This is a genomic window from Arthrobacter silviterrae, from assembly GCF_011045165.1.
Lineage (GTDB): Bacteria > Actinomycetota > Actinomycetes > Actinomycetales > Micrococcaceae > Specibacter > Specibacter silviterrae.
Genome location: NZ_JAAKZI010000004.1, coordinates 85,592 through 106,981, shown reverse-complemented (window position 1 = coordinate 106,981; position 21,390 = coordinate 85,592). Strand labels below are relative to the sequence as shown.

The following is a 21,390-nucleotide window of genomic DNA, read 5'->3' as shown; positions in this document are numbered from 1 at the left end:
CACGTGCCCGGTCGTTGAGGTTGGAGATAACCACGTGGTTGTCTCGGTTGTTGGTGCGTGGGGTGGTTTAGCAGCCGGTGCCGGTGGGGTTTTGGTTGCAGTTGTCGGCGTAGTTGCGGGTGATGGCGCGCCAGACGGTGAGGTGCAGGGGTGGGGAGGGGATGTTTCCTTGGCCGGGGATGGGGAGGGTGGGGCCGTTGTTGACGGTGTAGGTGCCGGTGTAGTGGGTGGTGAGGGTGATGGTGTATTTGCCGGTGGTGGTGTAGGCGTGGCTGGTTTTGGTTGGTTCGCCGATGCGGTCCTGGGGCAGTGGGGCGCCGTGGCTGGGGGTGGGTCCTAGGGTGGTGCCGTCGCCGTACTTCCAGGTGTAGGCGGTGGGGGTGGCGGTGATGTGGACTTCTTGGGCCAGAAGGGTGATGTTGAAGGTTTGTTCGGTCGCGTTGGCGTAGAAGTTGGTGTTGTTCCCGCGCAGGGTGTGGGGTCCGGGCTGGGAGCCGATGGTGGCGGGGGCGACGGGGAGTTGCTTGAACTCGTGCTCGATCCTCCCGGCGATTTGATCAAGGACGCTGACTGGCTTCTCCGCATAGATGCAAGTTGCGCGTGCAATCAGCGTCCATTCAACTGGGCTTGGTGGCTTGAGGGACCGGTACCAGTCGACCAGCCGTCCGCCCTTGGCTTGCGTACATGCCGCCCGGCCGTCCATGCAACTTGTGGGCTCCAAGTTGTTTACGGCCGCGCACGCCGCCGAATACTTGTACAAATAGGGATCATTCGGACCAAGATTCGGCAGGTTGCTGTACATCCCGTCAGGCGTCCGATTCCAAGTGTCCGTTTGGACGCCTTGGTCCTGCCAACCTATGAAATTTGTCCCGACGCCTGCTGTGCAAGAGTTTTGGCCGACACTTATGAGCACCAAGGTGCAAAATACGGCTAAGCCCCACCGACGCGTTGTCATCGTTAGTCCTTGGTCAGGTGTTCGGCCTTTTGAGCAGTCCAGTGTCCGTCATGGTACGAAGCAACGACTATGTCCGCACGCGGCGTCATGGCAGGGATGTCGACGTCGACCGTCTTGTCCGCGTTGTAAGAGATCACTCGCTGTTGGTGAATGAGCAGGATCGCTTGATAAGTGCTCTCTGGAGTTACATGGAAAGTGCTGGTGGACGAGTGCACCACCATTTGCCCTCCCACCAGCCATCCACCGTCGCCATACCGGGCCGAGATTGACTCCTGTGCCCCGGCACACGACTTGCACGACGGATCAGTCACGGCGACCATCGGCGCCACATTTCCGGTCTCATATGCGTAGCCGAGGGTGGAGTACCAGTAGGCGGCGAAGGCTTCCAGGCCTTCCTTGGAGAATTCCTTGGCCTTGGCAGGCAGCACGGGTACGGGCACGTTCTGTGCCGGGCCGGCCGCCGTGGCCGGCTTGTAGGCCGGCGTCGGCGGATTGGTCGGCGCGGCAGTTGCGGCGGCGGTGGCCGCTGCTGTTGTGGGTGGGTGTCCCGGCGACCCGCTGCCAGCTACCGGCGGGGCGGCGGATGAGCAGCCCGCCAGCAACACGGCACCCAGAACCGTGGCCAGGAAACGGGAATGCAAGACACGGGAACGCGGCGGGTTGGCTTCGGCCTGGCCCCGGCCCGCACGCCCCGCCCAGATATGAATGGTGCGCCCAATGGTGAGCAAGTCCGTTGTCATAAGAGCCCCCGCCCCAGTCCCCCGAGGCCGCCTCCTCGCGGTCCCCCGGCCTAGCTATCTACCAAGCTAGCCGAATTGGCGCAGGCCCGCCACAGCTTATCCACAGGCAATATTGGGCAACCCTGATTGACCATCTCCCGTGGACGCCAGCCTGAATGAATGACAGCAACGAGGCTCCTGGCCTATTTGGGCAGCACGCTCCGGTAGACGTCCAGCGTTTGTTCCACAATGGATTCCCAAGAAAAGTGGTCCTGCGCGCGTACGCGACCCTTCTCCCCCATGGCCCGCGCACGGGCCGGGTCCTTGAGGACTTCGATCAGCGCTGAGGCAAAGTCGGCCACGAACTTGTCCGGGTCAAGCGGGGTGCCGCTTCCGTCCGACAACTGCTCCAGGGGAACCAAAAGCCCGGTTTCTCCGTGGGCCACCACCTCGGGGATTCCCCCCGTGGCACTGGCCACCACGGCGGCCCCGCACGCCATGGCCTCAAGGTTGACAATCCCCAGGGGTTCATAAATGGACGGGCAGGCGAAAACGGTGGCGTGGCTCAGGACCTGGATGAGCTCGTTGCGCGGCAGCATGCGTTCTATGACGACGACGCCGTCGCGCGCGGCTTTCAGCCCCTCAATGAGTGCGTTGACTTCCGCGCCAAGCTCCGGGGTGTCCGCGGCCCCGGCGCACAGCACCAGCTGCACTTCCGGTGGCAGGGCGGCGGCCGCCTTCAAAAGGTACGGCACCCCCTTTTGACGCGTAACACGCCCCACCCACACCACGCTGGGACGGGACGGGTCAATCCCAAGGGAACGGACGACGTCGTCCTTCTCATCGCGCTGCCAGGCGGCGACGTCGATGCCATTGTGGATGACCTTGACCTTGTCCGGGTCCACGTCCGGATAGCTGCGCAGGATGTCCTGGCGCATGCCGTCGGACACGGCAATGATCGCGGCGGCCGCCTCATAGGCGGTCTTCTCCACCCAGGACGACAACGCGTAGCCTCCGCCAAGCTGCTCCGCCTTCCACGGGCGCAACGGCTCCAGGCTGTGGGCGCTGAGCACGTGCGGGATGCCATGAAGCAGCGAAGCCAGGTGGCCAGCCATGTTCGCGTACCAGGTGTGTGAGTGCACCAGATCGGCACCGGCAATGTCGGGGACGATCTGCAGATCCACCCCCAACGTCTGCATTGCGGGGTTGGCGGAGGCCAGCTGAGGCAGGTTTCCATACGAGGAAACCGTGGCGCCATGGAAGTCTGCCGGGCGGTCCGCGCCGAAGGCATGGACCCGCAGCTCAACCTTTGACGCCAGCACGCGGCTGAGCTCGGCTACGTGGACTCCGGCGCCGCCGTAAATCTCCGGGGGAAATTCTTTTGTCACAATATCGATACGCACCCTCCCAATGTAGTGTCTTCGGAGACGTTGTTCTAGTGTGAAGGTGTTCCACCCGTCCACGGGGCGCATTTCCTTGCAACATTCAAGCTGTCGGAGGTTGTCACATGTCGGTCAAGAAAGTTCTGGCGATAGTTTTGGCGGGCGGTGAGGGCAAGAGGTTGATGCCCTTGACAGCAGACCGCGCCAAGCCTGCAGTCCCCTTTGCGGGATTCCGGCTGGTCGATTTCGCCTTGTCAAATCTTGCTAATTCCGGGTACTTCAGAATTGTGGTGTTGACGCAATATAAGTCGCACAGCCTGGACCGCCACATCTCCGAAACGTGGCGCATGTCCACGCAATTGGGCAATTATGTGGCGTCCGTGCCGGCACAGCAGCGGCGCGGCAAGAGCTGGTTCCTGGGCAGTGCCAATGCCATCTACCAGTCGATGAACCTCATCGGGGATGCGGAGCCGGACATTGTGGTGGTGGTCGGGGCCGACCACGTGTACCGGATGGACTTTGAACAGATGGTGCAAAACCACATCAAGTCCGGGGCCCGCGCCACCGTGGCAGCCGTGCGCCAGCCCCTTGAAATGGCCAACCAGTTCGGCGTCATCGAAGTGGACACCTCCTTCGACACCGGCGTGGTCGGGGCACACAAGATCTCCGCCTTCGTGGAAAAGCCGGAATCCACGCCCGGACTCCCCGAGGCGCCGGACCAGTTCCTGGCATCGATGGGTAACTACGTGTTTGACACCGATGCCCTGGTGGAGGCCCTCGAACAGGACGCCGCGAAGGCAGACACCAAGAACGACATGGGCGGGGACATCATCCCCTACTTCGTGGATCGCGACGAGGCATTCGTCTACGACTTCAGCACCAACGACATCCCGGATGCAACCGACCGGGACCGCAACTACTGGCGTGATGTGGGCACCATCGACTCCTACTACGAGGCCCACATGGACCTGATCTCGCCGCTGCCCATATTCAACCTGTACAACCGGGCCTGGCCCATCTTCACCCGGAACACCGTGTCGCCGCCGGCAAAGTTCGTCCATGGCGAGCACAACTCCATCGGCACCGCGCTGGATTCAATCGTGGCCCCCGGCGTGGTGGTGTCCGGAGGAGTCGTGGAAAATTCAGTCCTCTCCAACGACGTGTTCGTGGGCACCGGAGCCCGCGTCCAGGACTCCGTGCTCATGGACAAGGTCATGGTGGGCCGCGGGGCTGTGGTGCGCCGGGCCATCATTGACAAGAACGTGAAGATCCCGGCAGGCGCCACCATCGGCGTGGACCATGAGCTGGACCGCGCACGCGGATTCACCATCACCGAATCCGGGCTGACGGTGTTGTCCAAGGGGCAGGTGGTCTCCCCGCCGGACGCTGCCGAACTGGCGCTGGCCAAGGCGGCGGCCGCCGAGCTTCCGGCGGCACTGAAGCTGGCGATCCGCGACGACGCCGCCCTCGAGGCAACCATGGACAAGGTGGCCGGCAACCAGCTGGAAGCGGCTGAATCGGAATCTGGCGGTGAACCGGCTAAAATTGCGGAGTGACTGCCGCTGAACTGACACCCGAGGAAATCCAAAATTGCATCAAGGTTTTGGAGAATATTCATGTTTACGACGAAGAAAATCCGGACTATATACGTATTCGCCGTGCCACGGGAAAAATGTTCAAGGCTGTCAAGCGATATCGCAGAAATGTTAAAAGGGATGCCGTCAATGATGCGGACCGGGCGGTAATTGCCAAAACGGCCACGGCAGCACCGGACCGAATTGATGATGAAACCCGGGGCAATAAACTCAAGCCCTCGGCAACAGGCGGGACGGCGGGGACGCTTCTGCGTTCCCGCCCCTGCTACATCTGCAAGCAGCACTACACAGAGGTTGACGCCTTTTACCACCAGCTCTGCCCTGACTGTGCCGCCTTTAACCACTCCAAGCGCGACGCGCGGACCGACCTCAGCGGCAAGCGCGCCCTGCTGACGGGGGGCCGGGCCAAAATTGGCATGTACATTGCCCTGCGGCTGCTCCGCGACGGGGCGCACACCACCATCACCACCCGCTTCCCGAAGGACGCGGCCCGCCGCTACGCTGCCATGGAAGACAGCGCAGAATGGCTCCACCGCCTGCGCATAGTGGGCATTGACCTCAGGGACCCCTCCCAGGTCATGGCACTGACGGATTCCCTGGCCGAGGCAGGGCCGCTGGACATCATCATCAACAACGCCGCGCAAACCGTCAGGCGCTCCGGCAACGCCTACAAGCCACTGGTCGACGCCGAGCTGGAGCCGCTGCCCACGGACACCCCCATGCCGGAGCTGGTCACCTTTGGCCACGCCCACGACAAGCACCCCCTGGCCCTGGCCAGCCAAATGTCCGAGCTGCCCCGGATGGGAGGGGACGAAATTGCCGCCCTCGCCCTGTCCATGGGATCGGCGTCGCTTGAACGGGTTGCAGCCGGCACAGCCATCGACGCCGGCGGCCTGGTCCCCGACGTGGCCGCAATCAACAGCTGGACCCAGGTGGTGGACCAGGTTGATCCGCTGGAAATGCTCGAGGTCCAGCTGTGCAACGTCACGGCCCCGTTCCTGCTGGTCTCGCGCCTCCGCCCGGCCATGGCAGCCTCCCCCGCCCGCCGCAAATACATCGTGAACGTTTCCGCCATGGAGGGCCAGTTCTCCCGCGCCTACAAGGGGCCCGGCCACCCCCACACCAACATGGCCAAGGCGGCCCTTAACATGCTCACCCGCACCAGCGCCCAGGAAATGTTTGACGCCGACGGCATACTCATGACGGCCGTCGACACCGGGTGGATCACTGACGAGCGCCCCCACTACACCAAGGTGCGCCTCGCCGAGGAGGGCTTCCACGCCCCCCTTGACCTGGTGGATGGCGCCGCCCGGGTCTACGATCCCATCGTCATGGGAGAATCCGGCGAAGACCAGTTTGGGGTCTTCCTCAAGGACTATCGGCAGAGCCCGTGGTAACAGCCGCGGACGGCTGGCGGGCAAACACAGCCCGGCTGCTTCCAGGCCTGGCGGCGGCACTGGCTGCCGTCGGCGTCGCCTTGGCAGTCCACCAGGTGGTGCCGATGCTGCCGGCCATGACCATCGCCGTCGTGCTGGGAATTGCCGCGGTCAACCTGCCGGGGACCGCATCGCTGTGCGAGGGGCCCCTGAGGAAGGGGCTGAACTTCGCCGGCAAGCACCTCATGCGCGTTGGGATCATTTTTCTGGGGCTCAAGCTCAGCCTCGGGGACATTGCGGCGCTGGGCTGGGTGAGCGTGGCGCTGATTGTGGGCGTGGTGCTCCTGAGCTTCGCCGGCACCTTCGCGCTGGGCAAGCTGTTCAGGCTCGACGGCGACACCCCGCTCCTGATTGCCACGGGCTTCTCCATCTGCGGGGCGTCCGCCATTGGCGCCATGGCCGCAGTCAAGGGGACCAAACACAGCGACACCGTGCTGCCCGTGGCCCTTGTCACGCTGTGTGGCACGCTGGCCATCGGCGTGCTGCCACTGCTCATGCACCCGCTGGGCCTGACCGCGCTCCAGTTCGGCCAGTGGGTGGGCGCCGGCGTGCACGACGTCGGCCAGGTGGTTGCCACGGCACAGACGGCGGGGACGGTGGCCTTGAGCGCCGCCATCGTGGTCAAGCTGACCCGCGTGGTGCTGCTGGCGCCAATTGTCGGTGTGGTGGGCGGCCTGGAACGACGCCGGCACACCCGCCTTGCGCTGGCCGCGGGCGCCCCGGACGACGGCGCCGAAAGGCCGCGCTTCCCACCCGTGGTTCCGCTGTTCGTGATCGGGTTCTTGGCGATGATCGTGCTGCGCACCACCGGGCTGTTGCCCCACGCTGCCATTGAGGCCGGCTCCGTTGCGCAGGACGTGGCCCTCGGTGCGGCCCTGTTCGGGCTGGGGGCATCCGTGCGGGTTCGCCAGCTGCTGCACACGGGAGCCCGGGCCACCGTCATGGCGCTCTGCTCCTGGGCGCTGATAGCTGCACTTGCCTTTGGCGCCGTCCACCTCATGGGGGCGTAGGCGGGGCAGCCTGCGGGCCGGCGCCGGGCCGGCGCCGGCCCGGCGTCCCGCCGGAGGCGTGGTTGAATGAAACGGTGTTGAATTCAAATCTAAGCCGTGCCGAGGCAGCCACGCGCAAAGCCCTTCTGACCGTCCACCACTATGATGTCTGCGTGGACATCGGCAACGCGACACGCCTTGCCGAGCCGGGCTTTCGGACCAGGAGCACCATCGCCTTCAGCGCGGCGCGGGCCGGCGCCGAAACCTTCCTTGACTTCATCGGCCTGGGCGTTGAATCCGTGGTCCTGAACGGGCTGTCCCTGGAGCTGGACAAGGCTGTGGACGGAGCCCGGATCCACCTCCCGGGCCTGGCCCTGGACAATGAAGTGACTGTCACGGCAACCGCAGCGTATTCCCGCTCAGGCGAGGGCCTGCACCGCTTCGAGGATCCCGCCGACGGCCTGGTCTACACCTACACGCAGTATGAGCCGGCGGATGCCCGCCGCGTTTTCGCCAACTTTGAGCAGCCCGATCTGAAGGCCCCCTTCACCTTCCACGTCACGGCCCCGGCGCACTGGGAGGTGGCCTCCAACCAGTCCGTCACCGGCTACGCGGACACGGCCATGGACGACGGCGGCACTACAGTAACAGGGACCTGGGACTTTGCCCCCACGCTCCCCATTTCCACCTACATCACCACCATCCTGGCCGGGCCGTACTTCAAGGTTTCCGACCAGTTCAGCATGGTCTTCGGGCCCGAGAGCGCCCACGCCGGCAGCGAACTGGAAATCCCCTTGACGGCCTATTGCCGCAACTCGCTGGCGGCCAATTTTGACACGGACCCGATCTTTGCCGTGACGAAGGCCGGGCTGCAATTCTTCAACGAGGCCTTTGACTACCCCTACCCGTTTGGGAAGTATGACCAGGCCTTTGTGCCCGAATACAACCTTGGCGCCATGGAAAACCCGGGCCTGGTCACCTTCACGGAGTCCTACATCCACACCTCCCGCGCCACGGACACGCAGTACCAGCAGCGGGCCAACACCATCATGCACGAAATGGCACACATGTGGTTCGGGGACCTGGTGACCATGAGCTGGTGGGACGATCTCTGGCTCAAGGAATCCTTTGCCGATTTCATGGGGCACCTGGCCGTGGCGGAGGCAACCCCCTGGGGCGAGAAGTCCTGGACCATGTTCGCCAGCCGCCGCAAGGCGTGGGCCTATGTCCAGGACCAGCTCCCCACGACCCACCCCATAGTGGCCGACATCCCCCACCTCGAGGCGGCCAAGCAAAACTTCGACGGCATCACCTATGCCAAGGGTGCCTCGGTGCTCAAGCAGCTCGTGGCCTACGTGGGGCGGGAAGCGTTCATGGAAGGCTCCCGCGGGTATTTCAGCGCCCACGAGTACGGCAACACCTCATTGAAGGACCTCCTGGCCCCCCTCGGAGCGGCATCCGGGCGTGACCTGTCCACCTGGGCCGGCGACTGGTTGCAAACCGCCGGCATCTCCACCCTGACGCCTCGCATTGAGCTTGCCGACGGCAAGATCAGCTCCGTGGTGGTGGAACAGGAAGCCACGGACCCGGTGACGGGCCTTCCGGCGCTTCGAACGCACCGGCTCGCGGTGGGGCTGTTTGGCTGGGACGACGACGGCCGGCTGGCCCGGACCCACTCGGTGACGATCGACGTGGCCGGCCCGGAGACGGAAGTGCCTGAACTTTCCGGCTTCCCCGCGCCCGCCCTGCTGGTGGTCAACGACCAGGACCTCAGCTACGCCAAGGTGCGACTCGACCCAGCATCCCATGCCACAGCCCTGGAATCCCTCGGTGCCGTGGCGGATCCCCTGGCCCGCAGCCTGGTCTGGTCATCCCTGTGGAACGCCGTCCGGGACGGGCTGGTGCCTGCCCGGAGCTACGTGGACGCGGTCAGCCGGCATGCGGCGGGAGAGCCGGACATTTCGCTTCTGCAGTCGCTGGTGGACAACGCCCGGTTTGCTGTGGCCAACTACTGCCAGCCGGGCACCCGCGGCGAGGCCCGCGCGGGGCTGCTGGCCGTCGTCGTCCATCACCTGGAAGCGGCGGAGGCCGGCGGCGACGAGCAACTGGTGTGGGCCCGCACCCTGGCCGCGCTGGGGCGCGGTGCCGATGCCGCCACCGGGAGAATCCGCGAGCTGCTGGACGGGGTGAAGGTGCCGACAGGGCTCAACGTGGACAGCGAACTGCGCTGGCTGCTGTGGCAGGCCCTCGCGGCCCGCGGGCAGGCCACCACCGGCCAGCTGGACGCCGAGCTGGCCAAGGAAACCACCGCCGAGACGCGCGTGGGCCGGCTGACGGCCTGGGCCAGCTTCCCCGACGCCGCCGTCAAGGCCGAGGCGTGGCGCAGTGCAGTGGACGGCAGTGAACTGACCAACGAACTGCTCAGCGCCACGCTGGAGGGCTTCATGGTGGGCGGGCACAGCCTGCTTCAGCCCTACATTGAACCGTACTTTGCCGCGCTCAACGGGTTCTGGGCGGAACGCAGCATAGAAATTGCCGGGCGGCTGGTGCGCGGGCTGTTCCCCGCCCACCAGGACCTCGCGCCGGGCACGGCCCCCACGGACCATCCCGTGGTGGCCCGCACCGACCTGTGGCTGGCCGCCAATGGCGATGCGGCAACCGGCCTGCGCCGGCTGGTGGTGGAGCAGCGCGACCACCTGGTCCGTGCGTTGTCGGCCCAGGCGGTTTCCGAATAGGGGCCCGGCAGCCGGGGGCAATGCCGGCCGAATACGGCGCTACGGCAGTGCGCCCCTGCGGATGAAGCGGATGCCGGCCACGGCCATTCCCAGGGCGGCCAGCGTCCAGGCCGCCACGGCAATCCAGTCGGCCCACTGACCCAGCGTGGCCACCAGGGGCATGCGGTTTTCGTGGCCAAAGTGGAACGTGGCCACGGAGAACATGCCCAGCGGGAAGACGATCGACCACAGCGCCGTGACATACTGCAGGGGCTCCCGCCGAACCAGGTGGCGCCATATGCCAAATGCGACCAGCAGGGGAACCCACCACAGCCCGAAGGCCCACAGCAGGTAGCTGATGCCCCCCACCGTGGCTGCGGCCAGGTCAAGCACGGGCACGCCCGCGGGCAGGTTGAGAATCATGGAGCCGGCCAGGACAGAAATGGCCGTGGCGCCCATGAAGATCCAGTTGGCCGGCACAATGCCGCCGTGGTTCTCGCCGCCCGTGAGCAGACGCAGCATCACCAGGGTGGTCAGCGTCAGGTAAAGCATGATGCCGATGCCCCAAAAGGCGACGGCGGCGTCGCTGAGCAGCCGGATCGAGGAGTTGTCCACGGCCAGGGTGGCCGCGACAACGGAAAGCGACTGCGTGGCCACGACCCACAGGAACCATGTGCCGTCCACGGGCAGCAGCCGTGGCAGCAGCCCCGCACCGCCCCCGCCCTCCCCCATCTCGGTCCGCAGCATCATGGACAACGGGATGCCATAGGCGAGGAACAGCCACAGGGGGATGCTGGCCAGTGCCAGCGCCCAGGTCACGCCCGGCAGGGTTGCGTGGAAACCGGTGCCGACCACATTGCAGGCCGCCACCATGGTGAGGTAGCCAAAGCCCACGTGCGGGTCGCGGAAGTCCGCCACAGCCCCTGCCCGGTTGGTGGCGAGCCGGCCCACCAGCCCCACTGCCAGCACCGCCAGGGCGGCGGCCGCCAGCCACAGCAGGGCACGGGAAAGCGGCACCCACCCTGCGTCACTGAGCGCCTGGGCGACAATTCCGGTGGCCATGACAAAGGCAAACGCCGCCGGTGGCTGGTGCCGTAGCCAATGCCGCAGCAGCGTCCTGGCAGACGGCGCGCGGGACGGCCCCGGATGATGCGGTAGAGCACCTGCCTCCGGGCCCGTCACGGGATCCTGTTCAGCCACGCGTCGGTGCCAAACTTGCTGTCCACCAGCCGTTTCGCCTCCTCCAGCTCGGCGGGCGTGAGCACGGACGCCTGGGCGTTGTAGCGCTCCCGGAACGTCTCCATCATGCGGGCAACAATCTCGGCACGAGGCAGGCCGGTCTGGCGCCGCAGCGGGTCCACGCGTTTCTTGGCGGAGCGGGTTCCCTTGTCGGAGAGTTTTTCCTTGCCGATCCGCAGCACTTCCACCATCTTGTCCGCGTCAATGTCATAGCTCATGGTGACATGGTGCACCATGGCGCCGTTGCCTAGCCGCTTTTGCGCGGCCCCGCCAATTTTGCCCTGGTCCGTGGCAATGTCGTTCAGCGGCACGTAGTACGCCGTGATGCCGACCGACTCCAGCGCGGCCATGACCCACGCATCCAGGAACTTGTAGGAATCCTCAAAGCTGAGTCCGTCCACCAGGCTCTGCGGCAGGTACAGGGAGTAGGTGATGCAGTTGCCCGCCTCCATGAACATGGCGCCGCCGCCACTGATCCGCCGCACCACGTTGATCCCGTACTTTCCGACGCCCCCCGGGTCCAGTTCGTTGCGGACCGACTGGAAACTGCCAATCACCACGGAGGGTTCGTTCCAGTCCCAAAAGCGCAGGGTGGGGTTGCGCCGCCCGGCGCCCACCTCCCTCGTGAGGACTTCGTCAAGGGCCACGTTGACGGCCGTGGGCAGCACGGTCGGGGCAATGATGTCCCAGTCGTGGTCCAGCCAGCTGCTGGCCTTCGCCAGCGCCCGCCGGACAGCCACTGAGACAGCCTGGGCGGAAAAGCCAAAGAGCACGACGCCGGCCGGCAGCGCCGCCGTGATGGCCTCGGCCAGCGCTGTGGCGGGGAGGTCGGCGGGTAGTCCCGACAGGGCCGCGTTGATGTCATCGAGGGCCTCGTCGGGTTCCAGGAAGAAGTCGCCGCTGACCGAGACATTCGCCAGCAACCCGGCCGCCACGTCCAGATCGACCACCACCAGCTTGCCGCCGTGGACCTTGTATTCGCCATGCAGTTCAGGAGCCATGGCCTTAGTTTCCCAACTAATGGGGCGCGAGTGCAAAACAGGGGCACAACAGCGCAAAAGGGCCCGCACCATCCGGTGCGGGCCCTGCAGGAACGTGCCTGCCATGCTGTGCTTCGGTGAGGAAGGCTTACTTCTTGCCGAAGTTGGCGAAGCGGGCGTTGAAGCGCTCCACGCGGCCGGCGCTGTCCATGATGCGCTGCTTGCCCGTGTAGAACGGGTGCGACTCCGAGGAGATTTCAACGTCGATGACGGGGTAGGTGTTGCCATCTTCCCATTCGATGGTCTTGCTCGACGTTGCGGTGGAACGCGTCAGGAACTGGGTGCCCGAAGCCAGGTCGTTGAAAACGATTGCTTCGTACTTGGGGTGGGTATTCTGCTTCACTGTCAGCCTCAAAAGGTAATCGCCTGGTTTTTGCCAGACTGATGAATGTTATGGCCCGGGGGCCAGCTACACACTTTACCGGTCCCCGGGCCCATTCTCCAAGCTGGGCGGCGGATTCCACGACCGGATGGCAGCCAGCGCCTGGTCCGCATGCACGAACATGTCGGTTTCGCTGGACACCGCGAACTTGACGGTCAGCTGCGCGTCAAGGACGAAGGTGGTCCGTTTGGTGGGCAGGTTTCGCGCCAACAAACGACGCCGGACGCCAAACTGGTCCGCCACCTCGCCTGCGGCGTCGCTGAGCAGCGGATAGCTGAAGTGGTTTTCCGTGGCGAATTCGCGCTGCTTGGCAGGGGCGTCGTTGCTGATGCCCGCAACGGCTGCCCCTACCCTGGCAAAATCCCGCTCCAGGTCGCGGAAGTGGCAGGCTTCCCTGGTGCAGCCGCCGCTCCCGGCGCGCGGGTAAAAGAAGAGCACCAGCAGCCCGCCGGCAGAGAGTTCGGAGAGCCTGCGCGGAATTCCGTGCTGGTCAGGCAATTCAAAGTCGGCCGCGACGTCACCAATTTTCATGGTTTCAGCCTACCTGCGGTTCGTCGGGTGCTACCCCGCGGCACCCGGCTGGGTGGCAAAGAAGGCGACAGCGCTGGCGGATGCAACGTTGAGGGAGTCTACCCCGGCGTACATGGGGATCATCACGGAGTGGTCGGCCTGGGCCAGCGTGGCGTGGCTAAGGCCGTCCCCTTCAGTGCCAAGGATCAGTGCCAGCCTGCCGTACTGGCGGCTGGCAAGTTCCCTGATGGTGAGCGAGTCAGGCTCCAGCGCAAGCGCCGCCGTCGTAAATCCGGCCTCGCGCAACAGTGACATGCCCTCCGGCCACTCGGGCAGGCGAGCCCAGGGAACCTGGAAAACGGTGCCCATGCTGACCCGGATGCTGCGGCGGTACAGGGGGTCGCCGCAGCGGGGGCTGACCAGGACGGCGTCGACCCCCAGCGCGGCGGCGGAACGGAAAATGGCGCCGATATTGGTGTGGTCAACGATGTCCTCCAGCACGGCCACCCGGCGCGCGCCGGCCAGCAGTGCCGGGATGTTCGCCGGGGCCGGGCGGTGCATGGCCGCCATGGCACCGCGGTGCAGGTGGAAGCCGGTGATGTCCTCAAGCATTTGCGCGGTGCCGACAAAAACCGGAACCTCGGGGTGGGCTGCGATGACGTCGGAGAGCTCCGGCAGCCACTTTTCGGCCATGAAGAACGACCGTGGCTGGTGACCGGCGTCGAGCGCCCTTCGGAGCACGCGCGAACTCTCGGCAATGTACATGCCTTCATCGGGTTCGCGCAGCTTGCGCAGCTGCACATCCGTCAGGGATGTGTAGTCACTGACCCGCGGATCCGCCGGGTCGGTAAGCTGGATGATCATGCCTTGCGCGCCGCCGAACGGTTCACGGCTGGTGGCGCGCCGTGGCGGCGAAGCGGCCGCCGTTGGTGGTGACACTCAGCGGCAGCCCGAACGTGGCGCTGAGGTTTTCCTCCGTCAGCACGTCGCCGATGGGGCCCTGTACCACCACGCCGCCGTCGCGCAGCAGAAGTGCGTGGGTGAAGCCCGGGGGAACCTCTTCAAGGTGGTGCGTGACCAGTACGGTGGACGGCGCAAGCGGGTCCGCAGCCAACTGGCTCAGGCGCTGCACCAGGTCCTCGCGCCCGGCGAGGTCCAGGCCTGCGCCCGGCTCGTCGAGCAGGAGGAGTTCAGGATCGCTCATGAGTGCCCGGGCAATCTGCACACGCTTCCGCTCCCCCTCGCTCAGTGACGCGAAGGGGCGGTTCAGGAAGGTGGACATGCCCCAGTCCTCGAGCAGGCGGAAGGCGCGCCGTTCGTCGTCGCGCTCGTAAGCCTCGCGCCAGCGGCCGGTGACGCCGTAGGCGGCCGTCACCACCACGTTGAGAACCTTTTCGTGCTCCGGAATCTGGTTGGCCAGGGCGGAGGAGGCCAGGCCAATCCGCGGGCGGAGTTCAAAGACATCGACGGCGCCGAGGACCTCGTCCAGGATGCCCGCCACCCCGCGGGTGGGGTGCATCCTCGCACCCGCGATTTGAAGGAGGGTGCTCTTGCCGGCGCCGTTGGGTCCCAGCACCACCCAGCGCTCCCCTTCGGCCACGCGCCAGTCAATGGAATCCAACAATGTCCTGGTGCCGCGGACCACGCTGACACCGGCCAAACCCAAAACTTCACTCATGAACAATGAGCCTACTAGAAACCGCGGGCCTCCCCGGCGAACCACGGGCCGGGGCTGATCGAACGCTAGAATCGAACCATGCCCTCCACACTTACCGCAGTCAGTTATGGCCGTTCGCTGCCCACGGACTCCCTCGACCAGCTCCGCCGCCTGATTGCGGCCAACGGCAGCCACATTGAACAGGAGTCGCTGGAAAAGCACCCGGGCTTTGATGTGGCCGTGTTTTCGCTCCGCTCTCCCCTTGACGCCGCGGACCAAGCCGTCCGGGAATTGCGCACCGCCATTGCTGCTGCCCCGGTTACCGGCGTGGACACCGCCGTCGTACCCGAGTCGCTGAGGGGTGCCGGGCGCAAGTTCATCATCATGGATGTGGATTCCACCCTAATCCGGCAGGAGGTCATTGAGCTGCTGGCCTCGCACGCAGGCACGGAGGCCGAGGTTGCGAAGGTGACCGCAGCTGCCATGCGCGGTGAGCTGGACTTCGCCCAGAGCCTGCACCACCGCTTGGCAACGCTGGCGGGCCTGCCGGAGTCAGTGCTGGCCGACGTCGGCGCCAAGATCCAGCTGTCGGTCGGGGCGGAACGCCTGGTGGCGGCTGCCAAGGCCGCAGGGCACACCGTTGCCGCCGTGTCAGGCGGCTTTTCGCAGATCCTGGCGCCCCTGGCAGCGCACCTTGGCCTCGATTTTTACCTCGCCAACGAATTGGAAATCATTGACGGCAGGCTCACCGGCAAGGTGTCCGGCCCCGTGGTGGACAGGGCGGCCAAGGCAGTGTCGCTGCGCGCGTGGAGCGCCGAGGCCGGGATTGGCCTCGACGCCAGCATGGCGATCGGCGACGGCGCCAACGACCTCGACATGATGGCCGCGGCGGCGCTCGGCGTGGCCTTTAACGCCAAACCAGCCGTCCGGGCCGCCGCGGACGCACAGATCAACCTGCCCAACCTGGATGTGGCCCTGGCCCTCGCCGGCATCCCCTGCGAGTAGCCAAGGCCCCCGAGGTGGCGGCGCCGGCGACCAAACCACGAGGAGGCGGAGCCGGCGACCAAACCACGAGGTGGCGGAGCCGGCGGGCTGGGTGACCGTCGCAGGCGGCCCGGCATTTTTCCGGCGACTATCCGACCGACGGCCGCGGGCGGCCTTACGGTCTCCTTTTACGTCGCCTACAAAAAATACCGGCTCCGCCTGCTTGCGGGGGCTCCGCCCGTAAGCTTGCGCCGGCCTACTTGAAGTAGTCGGCGCCGCCCACGTATTCAGTGTGGCCGGTTTCGACGTCGGCGGTGGCCATTTTGGCGATTTCAGCGGCGAATTCGGCCACGGTGTAAAGCTTGCCGGCCTCGGCGCGGCGGGCCTCGATGGCGCCAGGGTTGGCGCGGTCCAGCAGGGTTGCCGTGACGGTGCCCTCGATCATGTCGCCGGAGACCACCACAAGCGAGATGTCCTCGGCTGCAAGGTTGGGGATGAGGGCGCGAAGGGCGTCCTCGCCCGCGCGCTTGCTCTTGGCAACGGGTTCGTATTCGGGCATGGTGGGCACGGTTTCAATGAAGTGTGCCTGGTGGCTGGTGACGAAGACCACGCGGGACCCGGGCGTCATGACGGGCAGTGCTGCGTTGAGCAGGTTGACCTGGGCGTCCCGGTTGAGCTGGAGGGCGTAGTTTTCGGCCATGCCGCTTTCCATGCCACCGGAGGCGTTGAGCACCACCAGGTCCAGGGAGCCAAAGTTCTCCATGGCTGCGCTAACCAGGGCCTGCACGCCGTCCTGTGTGGTGAGATCAGCGCCGACGGCGACAGCGCGCCCGCCGGCTTCAGCAATCTGGGCCACCACTTTGTTGGCCCGCGGCGCCTTCTGCCGGTAGTTGACCACGACTGCCGCGCCTTCGGCGGCCAGGAATTTGGCCACATCGGCGCCCACGCCGCGCGAAGAGCCCGTAACAATCGCTGTTTTTCCGTCAAGCTTTCCCATGAAACGTCCTTTGTTCGTCAATAAGGTTGGTGTGGAGGGGCCTAGTGGCCCATGCCAAGTCCGCCGTCAACAGGGATCACGGCGCCCGAAATGTAGGCGGCCTCGTCACTGGAGACCCAGCGGACCACGTTGGCCACTTCCTCGGCGGAGGCAAAGCGGGCAGCCGGGATGCTGGCGAGGTACTGCTTTTGCGTCTCTTCCGGCAGTGCAGCAGTCATGTCGGTGCTGATAAATCCGGGAGCCACGACATTGGCTGTGATGTTTCGGGAGCCCAGCTCGCGGGTCAGGGAGCGGGCAATGCCCACCAGGCCTGCCTTGGAGGCGGCGTAGTTGACCTGCCCGGCGGAGCCGTAGAGGCCAACCACGGAGGAAATGAGCACCACACGGCCCTTGCGCAAACGGATCATGCCCTTGGATGCACGCTTGATGACACGGAATGCGCCGGTCAGGTTGGTGTCCACCACGGATGTGAAGTCGTCCTCGCTCATGCGCAGCAGCAGCGTGTCCTTGGTGATGCCGGCATTGGCCACCAACACCTCAACGGGGCCGTGGGCGGCCTCCACTTCGCTGAACGCTGCATCAACGGAGGCGGAGTCGGTGACGTCGGCCTGGACGCCGAGGATTCCTTCGGGAAGCTCGGACGGGCTGCGGAACGTGACGGCAACCTTGTCCCCATTGGCCAAAAAAGCCTGGGCGATGGCCAGGCCGATGCCGCGGTTTCCACCGGTAACCAGCACGCTGCGGCCCTGTGCGGGTGCAGTCTCGGGTGCACTCATGTAATCCTCTTTTCTCGTGGTGCTCGCATTGAATCCTACGGTGAAAGGCAGGGGTGCACACACTTGCGCTTTTGGAGGTATTCCCGCGCGGTGGGAGAATGGGGACGTACTTTGGAGTGTGATGAGAGACCAGACAGCAATGCCGGCATCCGGTGCCGGTCGGCGGAAACGATACCGCCGGGCCACAGGTTCCCCCGAGGTACCTTCCATTACGAATGCCGCCGAGGCACACAGCATTGAAATGCACGGACGCCTCGTGAAATACGCCACGGCCATGGGGATCCGCATGGTCTGCATAGCCTTGATTTTTGTGTTTGACGGCTGGTTCAAGCTGGTTCCCGTGGTGGGCGCGGTGCTGCTCCCGTGGGTTGCGGTGGTCATCGCCAACGGCGGTGCGGACACCTCACACATGGAGGCCACGGCCCTGGTGGACCATGTCCCGCCGATGGAACTGACTGCCCCCGACGACAGCAGCGCCGCGGCGGATGAAGTCATCCGCGGTGAGGTGGTGCCGGAGGACGTTCCGGAGCCCCCGAGGAACAATGGTGAGGAAGGCCAACAATGAACATTCTTGACATGCTCTCCCCGGACGGACAGCCGGACACGCCCGCGGAACGGGGTGCTGCCGAGGCCATTTGCTCCCGCAAGGGCTGCCGCAAGCCGGCCACCACCCAGCTGCTGTGGAACAATCCCAAGATCCACACACCGGAGCGGCGTAAGATCTGGCTGGGCTGCGACGATCATGCTGCGTGGCTGGAAGATTACTTGAAGGGCCGTTCCCTGTGGAAGGAAACGCGGCCGCTGACACCCGAGGGGCCCGCCTGATTCATGAAGACCTACAGATTCCTGTTTTCCAGCAAATGGGCAGGCTATTTTGTCCTTGCCCTGGTTTTTGCCATAGCCTGCGTGGCCCTGGGGAACTGGCAAATGAACCGGCGCAACGAGGTGGTGGCAAACATTGCCAAGATCACGGCGAACTATTCCGCCACTCCGGTTGACTATGCAGCCGTGGCGACGGACTTTGACCAGCTGAATCCCGCCAAGGAATGGACCCAGGTCACCCTTAAGGGCAGTTACGTCACGGCAGACCAGCGGGTGGTGCGAAATCGCCCCCTCAACGGCTCCCCGGGATATGAGGTGCTGGTCCCGCTGAAACTGGAAACCGGCGACACCGTCATCGTGGACCGCGGCTGGCTGCCCATTGGCAACAAGGAGGCCGGGTACCCCGATGTAGTGCCGCAGCCGGTGTCCGGCACCGTCACCGTGGTGGCCAGGATCAGGCCGCCGGAGCCGCAGGTGGACCGCGGGGCCCCCGCCGGCCAGATCGCCTCCATCGACCTGGCCGCCTACGCCAAGGAATTGTCCTACCCCATCAAGACCGGCGCGTATGTACAGCTGGCCTCGGAATCCCCTGCAGCGTCAAGCAACCCGGTGGGCTTCCCGGCACCGTCCATCGACGAAGGATCACACCTGAGCTACGCACTCCAGTGGATCTGCTTCGGCGTGCTGGCTTTTGTCGGATTCGGCTATGCGGCGCGCCTGCAGCGCCGCAACGATGACTTCGACGCCCAGGAGGCTGCCGAGTCCGGCGTCCCCGTGGAGGAACTCTACGGCCGGGGTTCGGCCTTCCATCCGCGCCCGGTCAAGAAGGTCCGCAAACCCGGTGCCCGGGCCACGGCCGAGGAGGAAGAGGACGCGCTCCTGGACTCGCAGGGATACTAAGCCGGCAGGGTGTGTGGTTGATTCCGCCGTAGACTGTGGCCTGTGAGCGCAGATCTGAACAACACCGGCATTAACAGCACCGAAATCACCAGCAATGGACCCGGCAGCGGGGGCGGTGCCCCGGCACCCGAGGTGAGGGACGCCGTCGTCGAACACGTACGGGATGCCCTGCTGGCTGCCGGCCTGCCGGACACCGTCATCGTGGTTGACGACAGTGTGGCCACGGCAGCGACGGCGGCGGCGGTGCTGGGTTGCGAGGTGGGCGCCATTGCCAACAGCCTCATTTTTGAGTGCGGCGGCGAGCCCCTGCTGATTCTGGCCAGCGGCGCGGCAAAGGTGGACGTGAAGCTGGTGGCCCGTGAACTCGGGCTGCCCAAGATCAAGCGGGCCACCCCGGAATTTGTCCTGCAGCACGCGGGCCAGCCCGTGGGCGGCGTGGCGCCGCTGGGACACCCGGTTCCCCTGCGCACCATTCTCGACACTGAGCTGGCCCGGTACCCAGTGCTCTGGGCGGGTGCCGGCAGCCACCGCGCCATGCTGTCACTGAGCTACGCCGAGCTGGCCCGGGTAACCGGTGCCGAGCCGGCCGCGGTCCGCTGACCGCCGCAGGGGTTCCCGGCGCCGTTGTCAGGCCAGGGTGATCAGGTCCAGGTAGTCCTGGCTCCAGAGGTCCTCGTCGCCGTCGGGCAGCAGCACCACGCGGTCAGGGTCCAGAGCAGCCACCGCCCCCTCGTCGTGGCTGACCAGCACCACGGCGCCGGTGTAGTTCTTCAGCGCACCCAGGATTTCAGCGCGGCTGGCCGGGTCCAGGTTGTTGGTGGGCTCATCCAGCAACAGGACGTTGGCGGAAGATGCCACGATGGTCGCCAGCGCCAGGCGGGTCTTTTCACCGCCGGAGAGCACTCCCGCAGGCTTGTTCACGTCGTCGCCGGAAAACAGGAAGGACCCCAGGATGCCGCGCACCTCGGCGTCGTTCATGTCGCCCGCGGAGGACCGCATGTTTTCCAGGACCGTGCGCGTCACGTCCAGCGTGTCGTGCTCCTGGGCGTAGTAGCCGATCTTCAGTCCATGGCCGGGGGTGATCGTTCCGGTATCCGGCTTGGACACGCCGGCCAGCATCCGCAGCAGGGTGGTCTTGCCGGCGCCGTTGAGGCCAAGGATGACCACCTTGGAGCCCCGGTCGATGGCCAGGGAGACATCAGTGAAGATCTCCAGCGAACCGTAAGACTTGCTCAGGCCCTCCGCCATGAGCGGGGTTTTTCCGCACGGCGAGGGGTCGGGGAAGCGCAGCGCGGCAACCCGGTCCTGCGCGCGGACATCTTCCAGTCCCGCCAGCAGGCGCTCGGCACGCTTGGCCATGTTTTGAGCCGCAACGGCCTTGGTGGCCTTGGCCCGCATCTTGTTGGCCTGGTCCATGAGGACCCCGGCCTTCTTTTCGGCATTGGCACGTTCCCGGCGGCGGGCGCGTTCGTCCGTTTCGCGCTGCGCCAGGTACTTCTTCCACCCGAGGTTGTACTGGTCGATCGTGGCCCGGTTCGCGTCCAGGTGAAACACCTTGTTCACTGTGGCCTCGAGCAGGCTGGTGTCGTGGCTGATCACAATCAGCCCGCCCTGGTGGTTCTTCAGGAAGTCACGCAGCCACGCGATGGAATCGGCATCCAGGTGGTTGGTTGGTTCGTCCAGGAGCATGGTTTTGGCGCCGGAGAACAGGATGCGGGCCAGTTCCACACGGCGGCGCTGTCCGCCGGAAAGCGTCTTGAGGGGCTGGTTGAGGATCCGCTCGGGGAGGGCCAGGTTTGAGGAGATGGCCGCCGCCTCCGCCTCGGCCGCGTAGCCGCCGCCTGCGAGGAACTCGTTCTCGAGCTTGTCGTAGCGGCGCATCGCCTTGTCGCGGACGGAATTGTTCTCGCTCGCCATGTCGGCCTCGGCGGCGCGGAGCTTGGTGATGACCTTGTCCAGGTCCCGGGCGGCCAGGATCCGGTCGCGTGCCAGCTGTTCCATGTCGGGGGTGCGGGGATCCTGCGGGAGGTAGCCAATGTCCCCCGAACGGGTGACAGTGCCGCCTGCGGGCAGGCCCTCCCCCGCCAGGACGCGAGTCAATGTTGTCTTGCCGGCGCCGTTGCGGCCCACCAGCCCGATCTTGTCACCCTTGTCGATCCGAAATGACACTTCGTCCATGAGCAACCGTGCCCCGGCACGTAACTCAAGGTCTTGGACCGTAATCAACGTAGTAACCTTTCACATAAGTTGGATATGTGCCGCGAAACGCTCCGCCGTTCCCCCTGTGGGGATG

At 65.5% G+C, this 21,390-nt stretch carries 21 protein-coding genes; 9 read left to right on the top strand and 12 right to left on the bottom strand.

Annotation, left to right across the window (positions count from 1 at the left end; translation table 11 throughout):
* Nucleotides 1-67: 67 nt before the first annotated feature.
* From G6N77_RS19750 to glgA, 3 genes are all read right to left on the bottom strand, one after another.
* On the bottom strand, nt 68-703 hold the full coding sequence (locus tag G6N77_RS19750) for a PKD domain-containing protein (RefSeq protein ID WP_240901665.1): 636 nt from the start codon (nt 701-703) through the stop codon (nt 68-70).
* A gap of 254 nt (nt 704-957) precedes the next feature.
* A complete protein-coding gene (locus G6N77_RS04040) occupies nt 958-1,695 on the bottom strand; it encodes a DUF6318 family protein (RefSeq protein ID WP_165180726.1) in 738 nt (245 codons plus the stop codon).
* Nucleotides 1,696-1,877: 182 nt separating this feature from the next.
* The gene (gene glgA / locus G6N77_RS04035) at nt 1,878-3,077 is read right to left on the bottom strand and encodes a glycogen synthase (protein WP_165180725.1); all 1,200 of its coding nucleotides are present in this window, start codon (nt 3,075-3,077) and stop codon (nt 1,878-1,880) included.
* 104 nt (nt 3,078-3,181) lie between these two features.
* On the opposite strand from glgA, the gene glgC reads away from it, so the two are divergent.
* The 4 genes from glgC (at nt 3,182) to pepN (ending at nt 9,811) form a co-directional block, all read left to right on the top strand.
* Nucleotides 3,182-4,612 carry a glucose-1-phosphate adenylyltransferase gene (glgC, locus tag G6N77_RS04030; protein WP_165180724.1) on the top strand — a complete coding sequence of 477 codons (1,431 nt, stop codon included), beginning with the start codon at nt 3,182-3,184 and terminating at the stop codon, nt 4,610-4,612.
* Entirely contained in the window at nt 4,609-6,048 is a 1,440-nt protein-coding gene (locus G6N77_RS04025; protein WP_165180723.1) for an SDR family NAD(P)-dependent oxidoreductase, read from the top strand. Before glgC ends, G6N77_RS04025 begins: the two co-directional genes overlap by 4 nt.
* A complete protein-coding gene (locus G6N77_RS04020; protein ID WP_165180722.1) occupies nt 6,042-7,097 on the top strand; it encodes a YeiH family protein in 1,056 nt (351 codons plus the stop codon). The genes G6N77_RS04025 and G6N77_RS04020 overlap by 7 nt, the downstream gene beginning before the upstream one ends.
* 74 nt (nt 7,098-7,171) lie before the next feature.
* Nucleotides 7,172-9,811, top strand: coding sequence for an aminopeptidase N (pepN, locus tag G6N77_RS04015; RefSeq protein WP_165180721.1), 2,640 nt, complete (start codon nt 7,172-7,174; stop codon nt 9,809-9,811).
* Nucleotides 9,812-9,850: 39 nt separating this feature from the next.
* Here pepN and G6N77_RS04010 read toward each other — a convergent pair whose 3' ends face one another.
* From G6N77_RS04010 to G6N77_RS03985, 6 genes are all read right to left on the bottom strand, one after another.
* Nucleotides 9,851-10,972 (bottom strand): tellurite resistance/C4-dicarboxylate transporter family protein, encoded by a 1,122-nt coding sequence (locus tag G6N77_RS04010; RefSeq protein ID WP_306987501.1) that lies wholly within the window; start codon nt 10,970-10,972, stop codon nt 9,851-9,853.
* Nucleotides 10,969-12,030 (bottom strand): lipoate-protein ligase LplAB, encoded by a 1,062-nt coding sequence (locus tag G6N77_RS04005; protein WP_165180719.1) that lies wholly within the window; start codon nt 12,028-12,030, stop codon nt 10,969-10,971. Before G6N77_RS04005 ends, G6N77_RS04010 begins: the two co-directional genes overlap by 4 nt.
* 127 nt (nt 12,031-12,157) lie before the next feature.
* A complete protein-coding gene (locus G6N77_RS04000; RefSeq protein ID WP_165180718.1) occupies nt 12,158-12,412 on the bottom strand; it encodes a type B 50S ribosomal protein L31 in 255 nt (84 codons plus the stop codon).
* A gap of 75 nt (nt 12,413-12,487) precedes the next feature.
* On the bottom strand, nt 12,488-12,982 hold the full coding sequence (locus G6N77_RS03995) for a peroxiredoxin (RefSeq protein WP_165180717.1): 495 nt from the start codon (nt 12,980-12,982) through the stop codon (nt 12,488-12,490).
* Nucleotides 12,983-13,012: 30 nt separating this feature from the next.
* Nucleotides 13,013-13,825, bottom strand: a complete 813-nt coding sequence (locus G6N77_RS03990) for a TrmH family RNA methyltransferase (RefSeq protein WP_165180716.1) — start codon at nt 13,823-13,825, stop codon at nt 13,013-13,015.
* Nucleotides 13,826-13,847: 22 nt separating this feature from the next.
* Nucleotides 13,848-14,639, bottom strand: coding sequence for an ABC transporter ATP-binding protein (locus G6N77_RS03985; protein ID WP_165180715.1), 792 nt, complete (start codon nt 14,637-14,639; stop codon nt 13,848-13,850).
* A 78-nt stretch (nt 14,640-14,717) separates the two neighbouring features.
* Here G6N77_RS03985 and serB point away from each other — a divergent pair, with 78 nt between their 5' ends.
* Nucleotides 14,718-15,623, top strand: a complete 906-nt coding sequence (gene serB, locus G6N77_RS03980; protein WP_165180714.1) for a phosphoserine phosphatase SerB — start codon at nt 14,718-14,720, stop codon at nt 15,621-15,623.
* Nucleotides 15,624-15,858: 235 nt separating this feature from the next.
* Here serB and G6N77_RS03975 read toward each other — a convergent pair whose 3' ends face one another.
* Nucleotides 15,859-16,599 (bottom strand): SDR family oxidoreductase, encoded by a 741-nt coding sequence (locus tag G6N77_RS03975; RefSeq protein ID WP_165180713.1) that lies wholly within the window; start codon nt 16,597-16,599, stop codon nt 15,859-15,861.
* Between the two features lie 41 nt (nt 16,600-16,640).
* Nucleotides 16,641-17,375 (bottom strand): beta-ketoacyl-ACP reductase, encoded by a 735-nt coding sequence (locus G6N77_RS03970; protein WP_165180712.1) that lies wholly within the window; start codon nt 17,373-17,375, stop codon nt 16,641-16,643.
* Between the two features lie 139 nt (nt 17,376-17,514).
* Here G6N77_RS03970 and G6N77_RS03965 point away from each other — a divergent pair, with 139 nt between their 5' ends.
* From G6N77_RS03965 to G6N77_RS03950, 4 genes are all read left to right on the top strand, one after another.
* Nucleotides 17,515-17,940 (top strand): DUF3099 domain-containing protein, encoded by a 426-nt coding sequence (locus tag G6N77_RS03965; protein WP_165180791.1) that lies wholly within the window; start codon nt 17,515-17,517, stop codon nt 17,938-17,940.
* Entirely contained in the window at nt 17,937-18,200 is a 264-nt protein-coding gene (locus tag G6N77_RS03960; RefSeq protein WP_165180711.1) for a hypothetical protein, read from the top strand. Before G6N77_RS03965 ends, G6N77_RS03960 begins: the two co-directional genes overlap by 4 nt.
* 3 nt (nt 18,201-18,203) lie before the next feature.
* The gene (locus tag G6N77_RS03955; protein WP_165180710.1) at nt 18,204-19,097 is read left to right on the top strand and encodes an SURF1 family cytochrome oxidase biogenesis protein; all 894 of its coding nucleotides are present in this window, start codon (nt 18,204-18,206) and stop codon (nt 19,095-19,097) included.
* A gap of 132 nt (nt 19,098-19,229) precedes the next feature.
* The gene (locus tag G6N77_RS03950; RefSeq protein WP_165180790.1) at nt 19,230-19,697 is read left to right on the top strand and encodes a YbaK/EbsC family protein; all 468 of its coding nucleotides are present in this window, start codon (nt 19,230-19,232) and stop codon (nt 19,695-19,697) included.
* A gap of 27 nt (nt 19,698-19,724) precedes the next feature.
* On the opposite strand, the gene G6N77_RS03945 is transcribed toward G6N77_RS03950, so the two are convergent.
* Nucleotides 19,725-21,323, bottom strand: a complete 1,599-nt coding sequence (locus tag G6N77_RS03945) for an ABC-F family ATP-binding cassette domain-containing protein (protein ID WP_165180709.1) — start codon at nt 21,321-21,323, stop codon at nt 19,725-19,727.
* Nucleotides 21,324-21,390: the final 67 nt, after the last annotated feature.

What these genes read in the sequence shown, in the direction of transcription:
- G6N77_RS03960 (WP_165180711.1), top strand. Translation starts at nt 17,937, where the DNA reads ATGAACATTCTTGACATGCTCTCCCCGGACGGACAGCCGGACACGCCC.
- G6N77_RS03985 (WP_165180715.1), bottom strand. Translation starts at nt 14,639, where the DNA reads ATGAGTGAAGTTTTGGGTTTGGCCGGTGTCAGCGTGGTCCGCGGCACC.
- G6N77_RS04040 (WP_165180726.1), bottom strand. Translation starts at nt 1,695, where the DNA reads ATGACAACGGACTTGCTCACCATTGGGCGCACCATTCATATCTGGGCG.
- serB (WP_165180714.1), top strand. Translation starts at nt 14,718, where the DNA reads ATGCCCTCCACACTTACCGCAGTCAGTTATGGCCGTTCGCTGCCCACG.
- G6N77_RS19750 (WP_240901665.1), bottom strand. Translation starts at nt 703, where the DNA reads ATGGACGGCCGGGCGGCATGTACGCAAGCCAAGGGCGGACGGCTGGTC.
- G6N77_RS03955 (WP_165180710.1), top strand. Translation starts at nt 18,204, where the DNA reads ATGAAGACCTACAGATTCCTGTTTTCCAGCAAATGGGCAGGCTATTTT.
- glgC (WP_165180724.1), top strand. Translation starts at nt 3,182, where the DNA reads ATGTCGGTCAAGAAAGTTCTGGCGATAGTTTTGGCGGGCGGTGAGGGC.
- G6N77_RS03990 (WP_165180716.1), bottom strand. Translation starts at nt 13,825, where the DNA reads ATGATCATCCAGCTTACCGACCCGGCGGATCCGCGGGTCAGTGACTAC.
- G6N77_RS03970 (WP_165180712.1), bottom strand. Translation starts at nt 17,375, where the DNA reads ATGAGTGCACCCGAGACTGCACCCGCACAGGGCCGCAGCGTGCTGGTT.
- G6N77_RS03975 (WP_165180713.1), bottom strand. Translation starts at nt 16,599, where the DNA reads ATGGGAAAGCTTGACGGAAAAACAGCGATTGTTACGGGCTCTTCGCGC.
- G6N77_RS04005 (WP_165180719.1), bottom strand. Translation starts at nt 12,030, where the DNA reads ATGGCTCCTGAACTGCATGGCGAATACAAGGTCCACGGCGGCAAGCTG.
- G6N77_RS03995 (WP_165180717.1), bottom strand. Translation starts at nt 12,982, where the DNA reads ATGAAAATTGGTGACGTCGCGGCCGACTTTGAATTGCCTGACCAGCAC.
- G6N77_RS03965 (WP_165180791.1), top strand. Translation starts at nt 17,515, where the DNA reads ATGCCGGCATCCGGTGCCGGTCGGCGGAAACGATACCGCCGGGCCACA.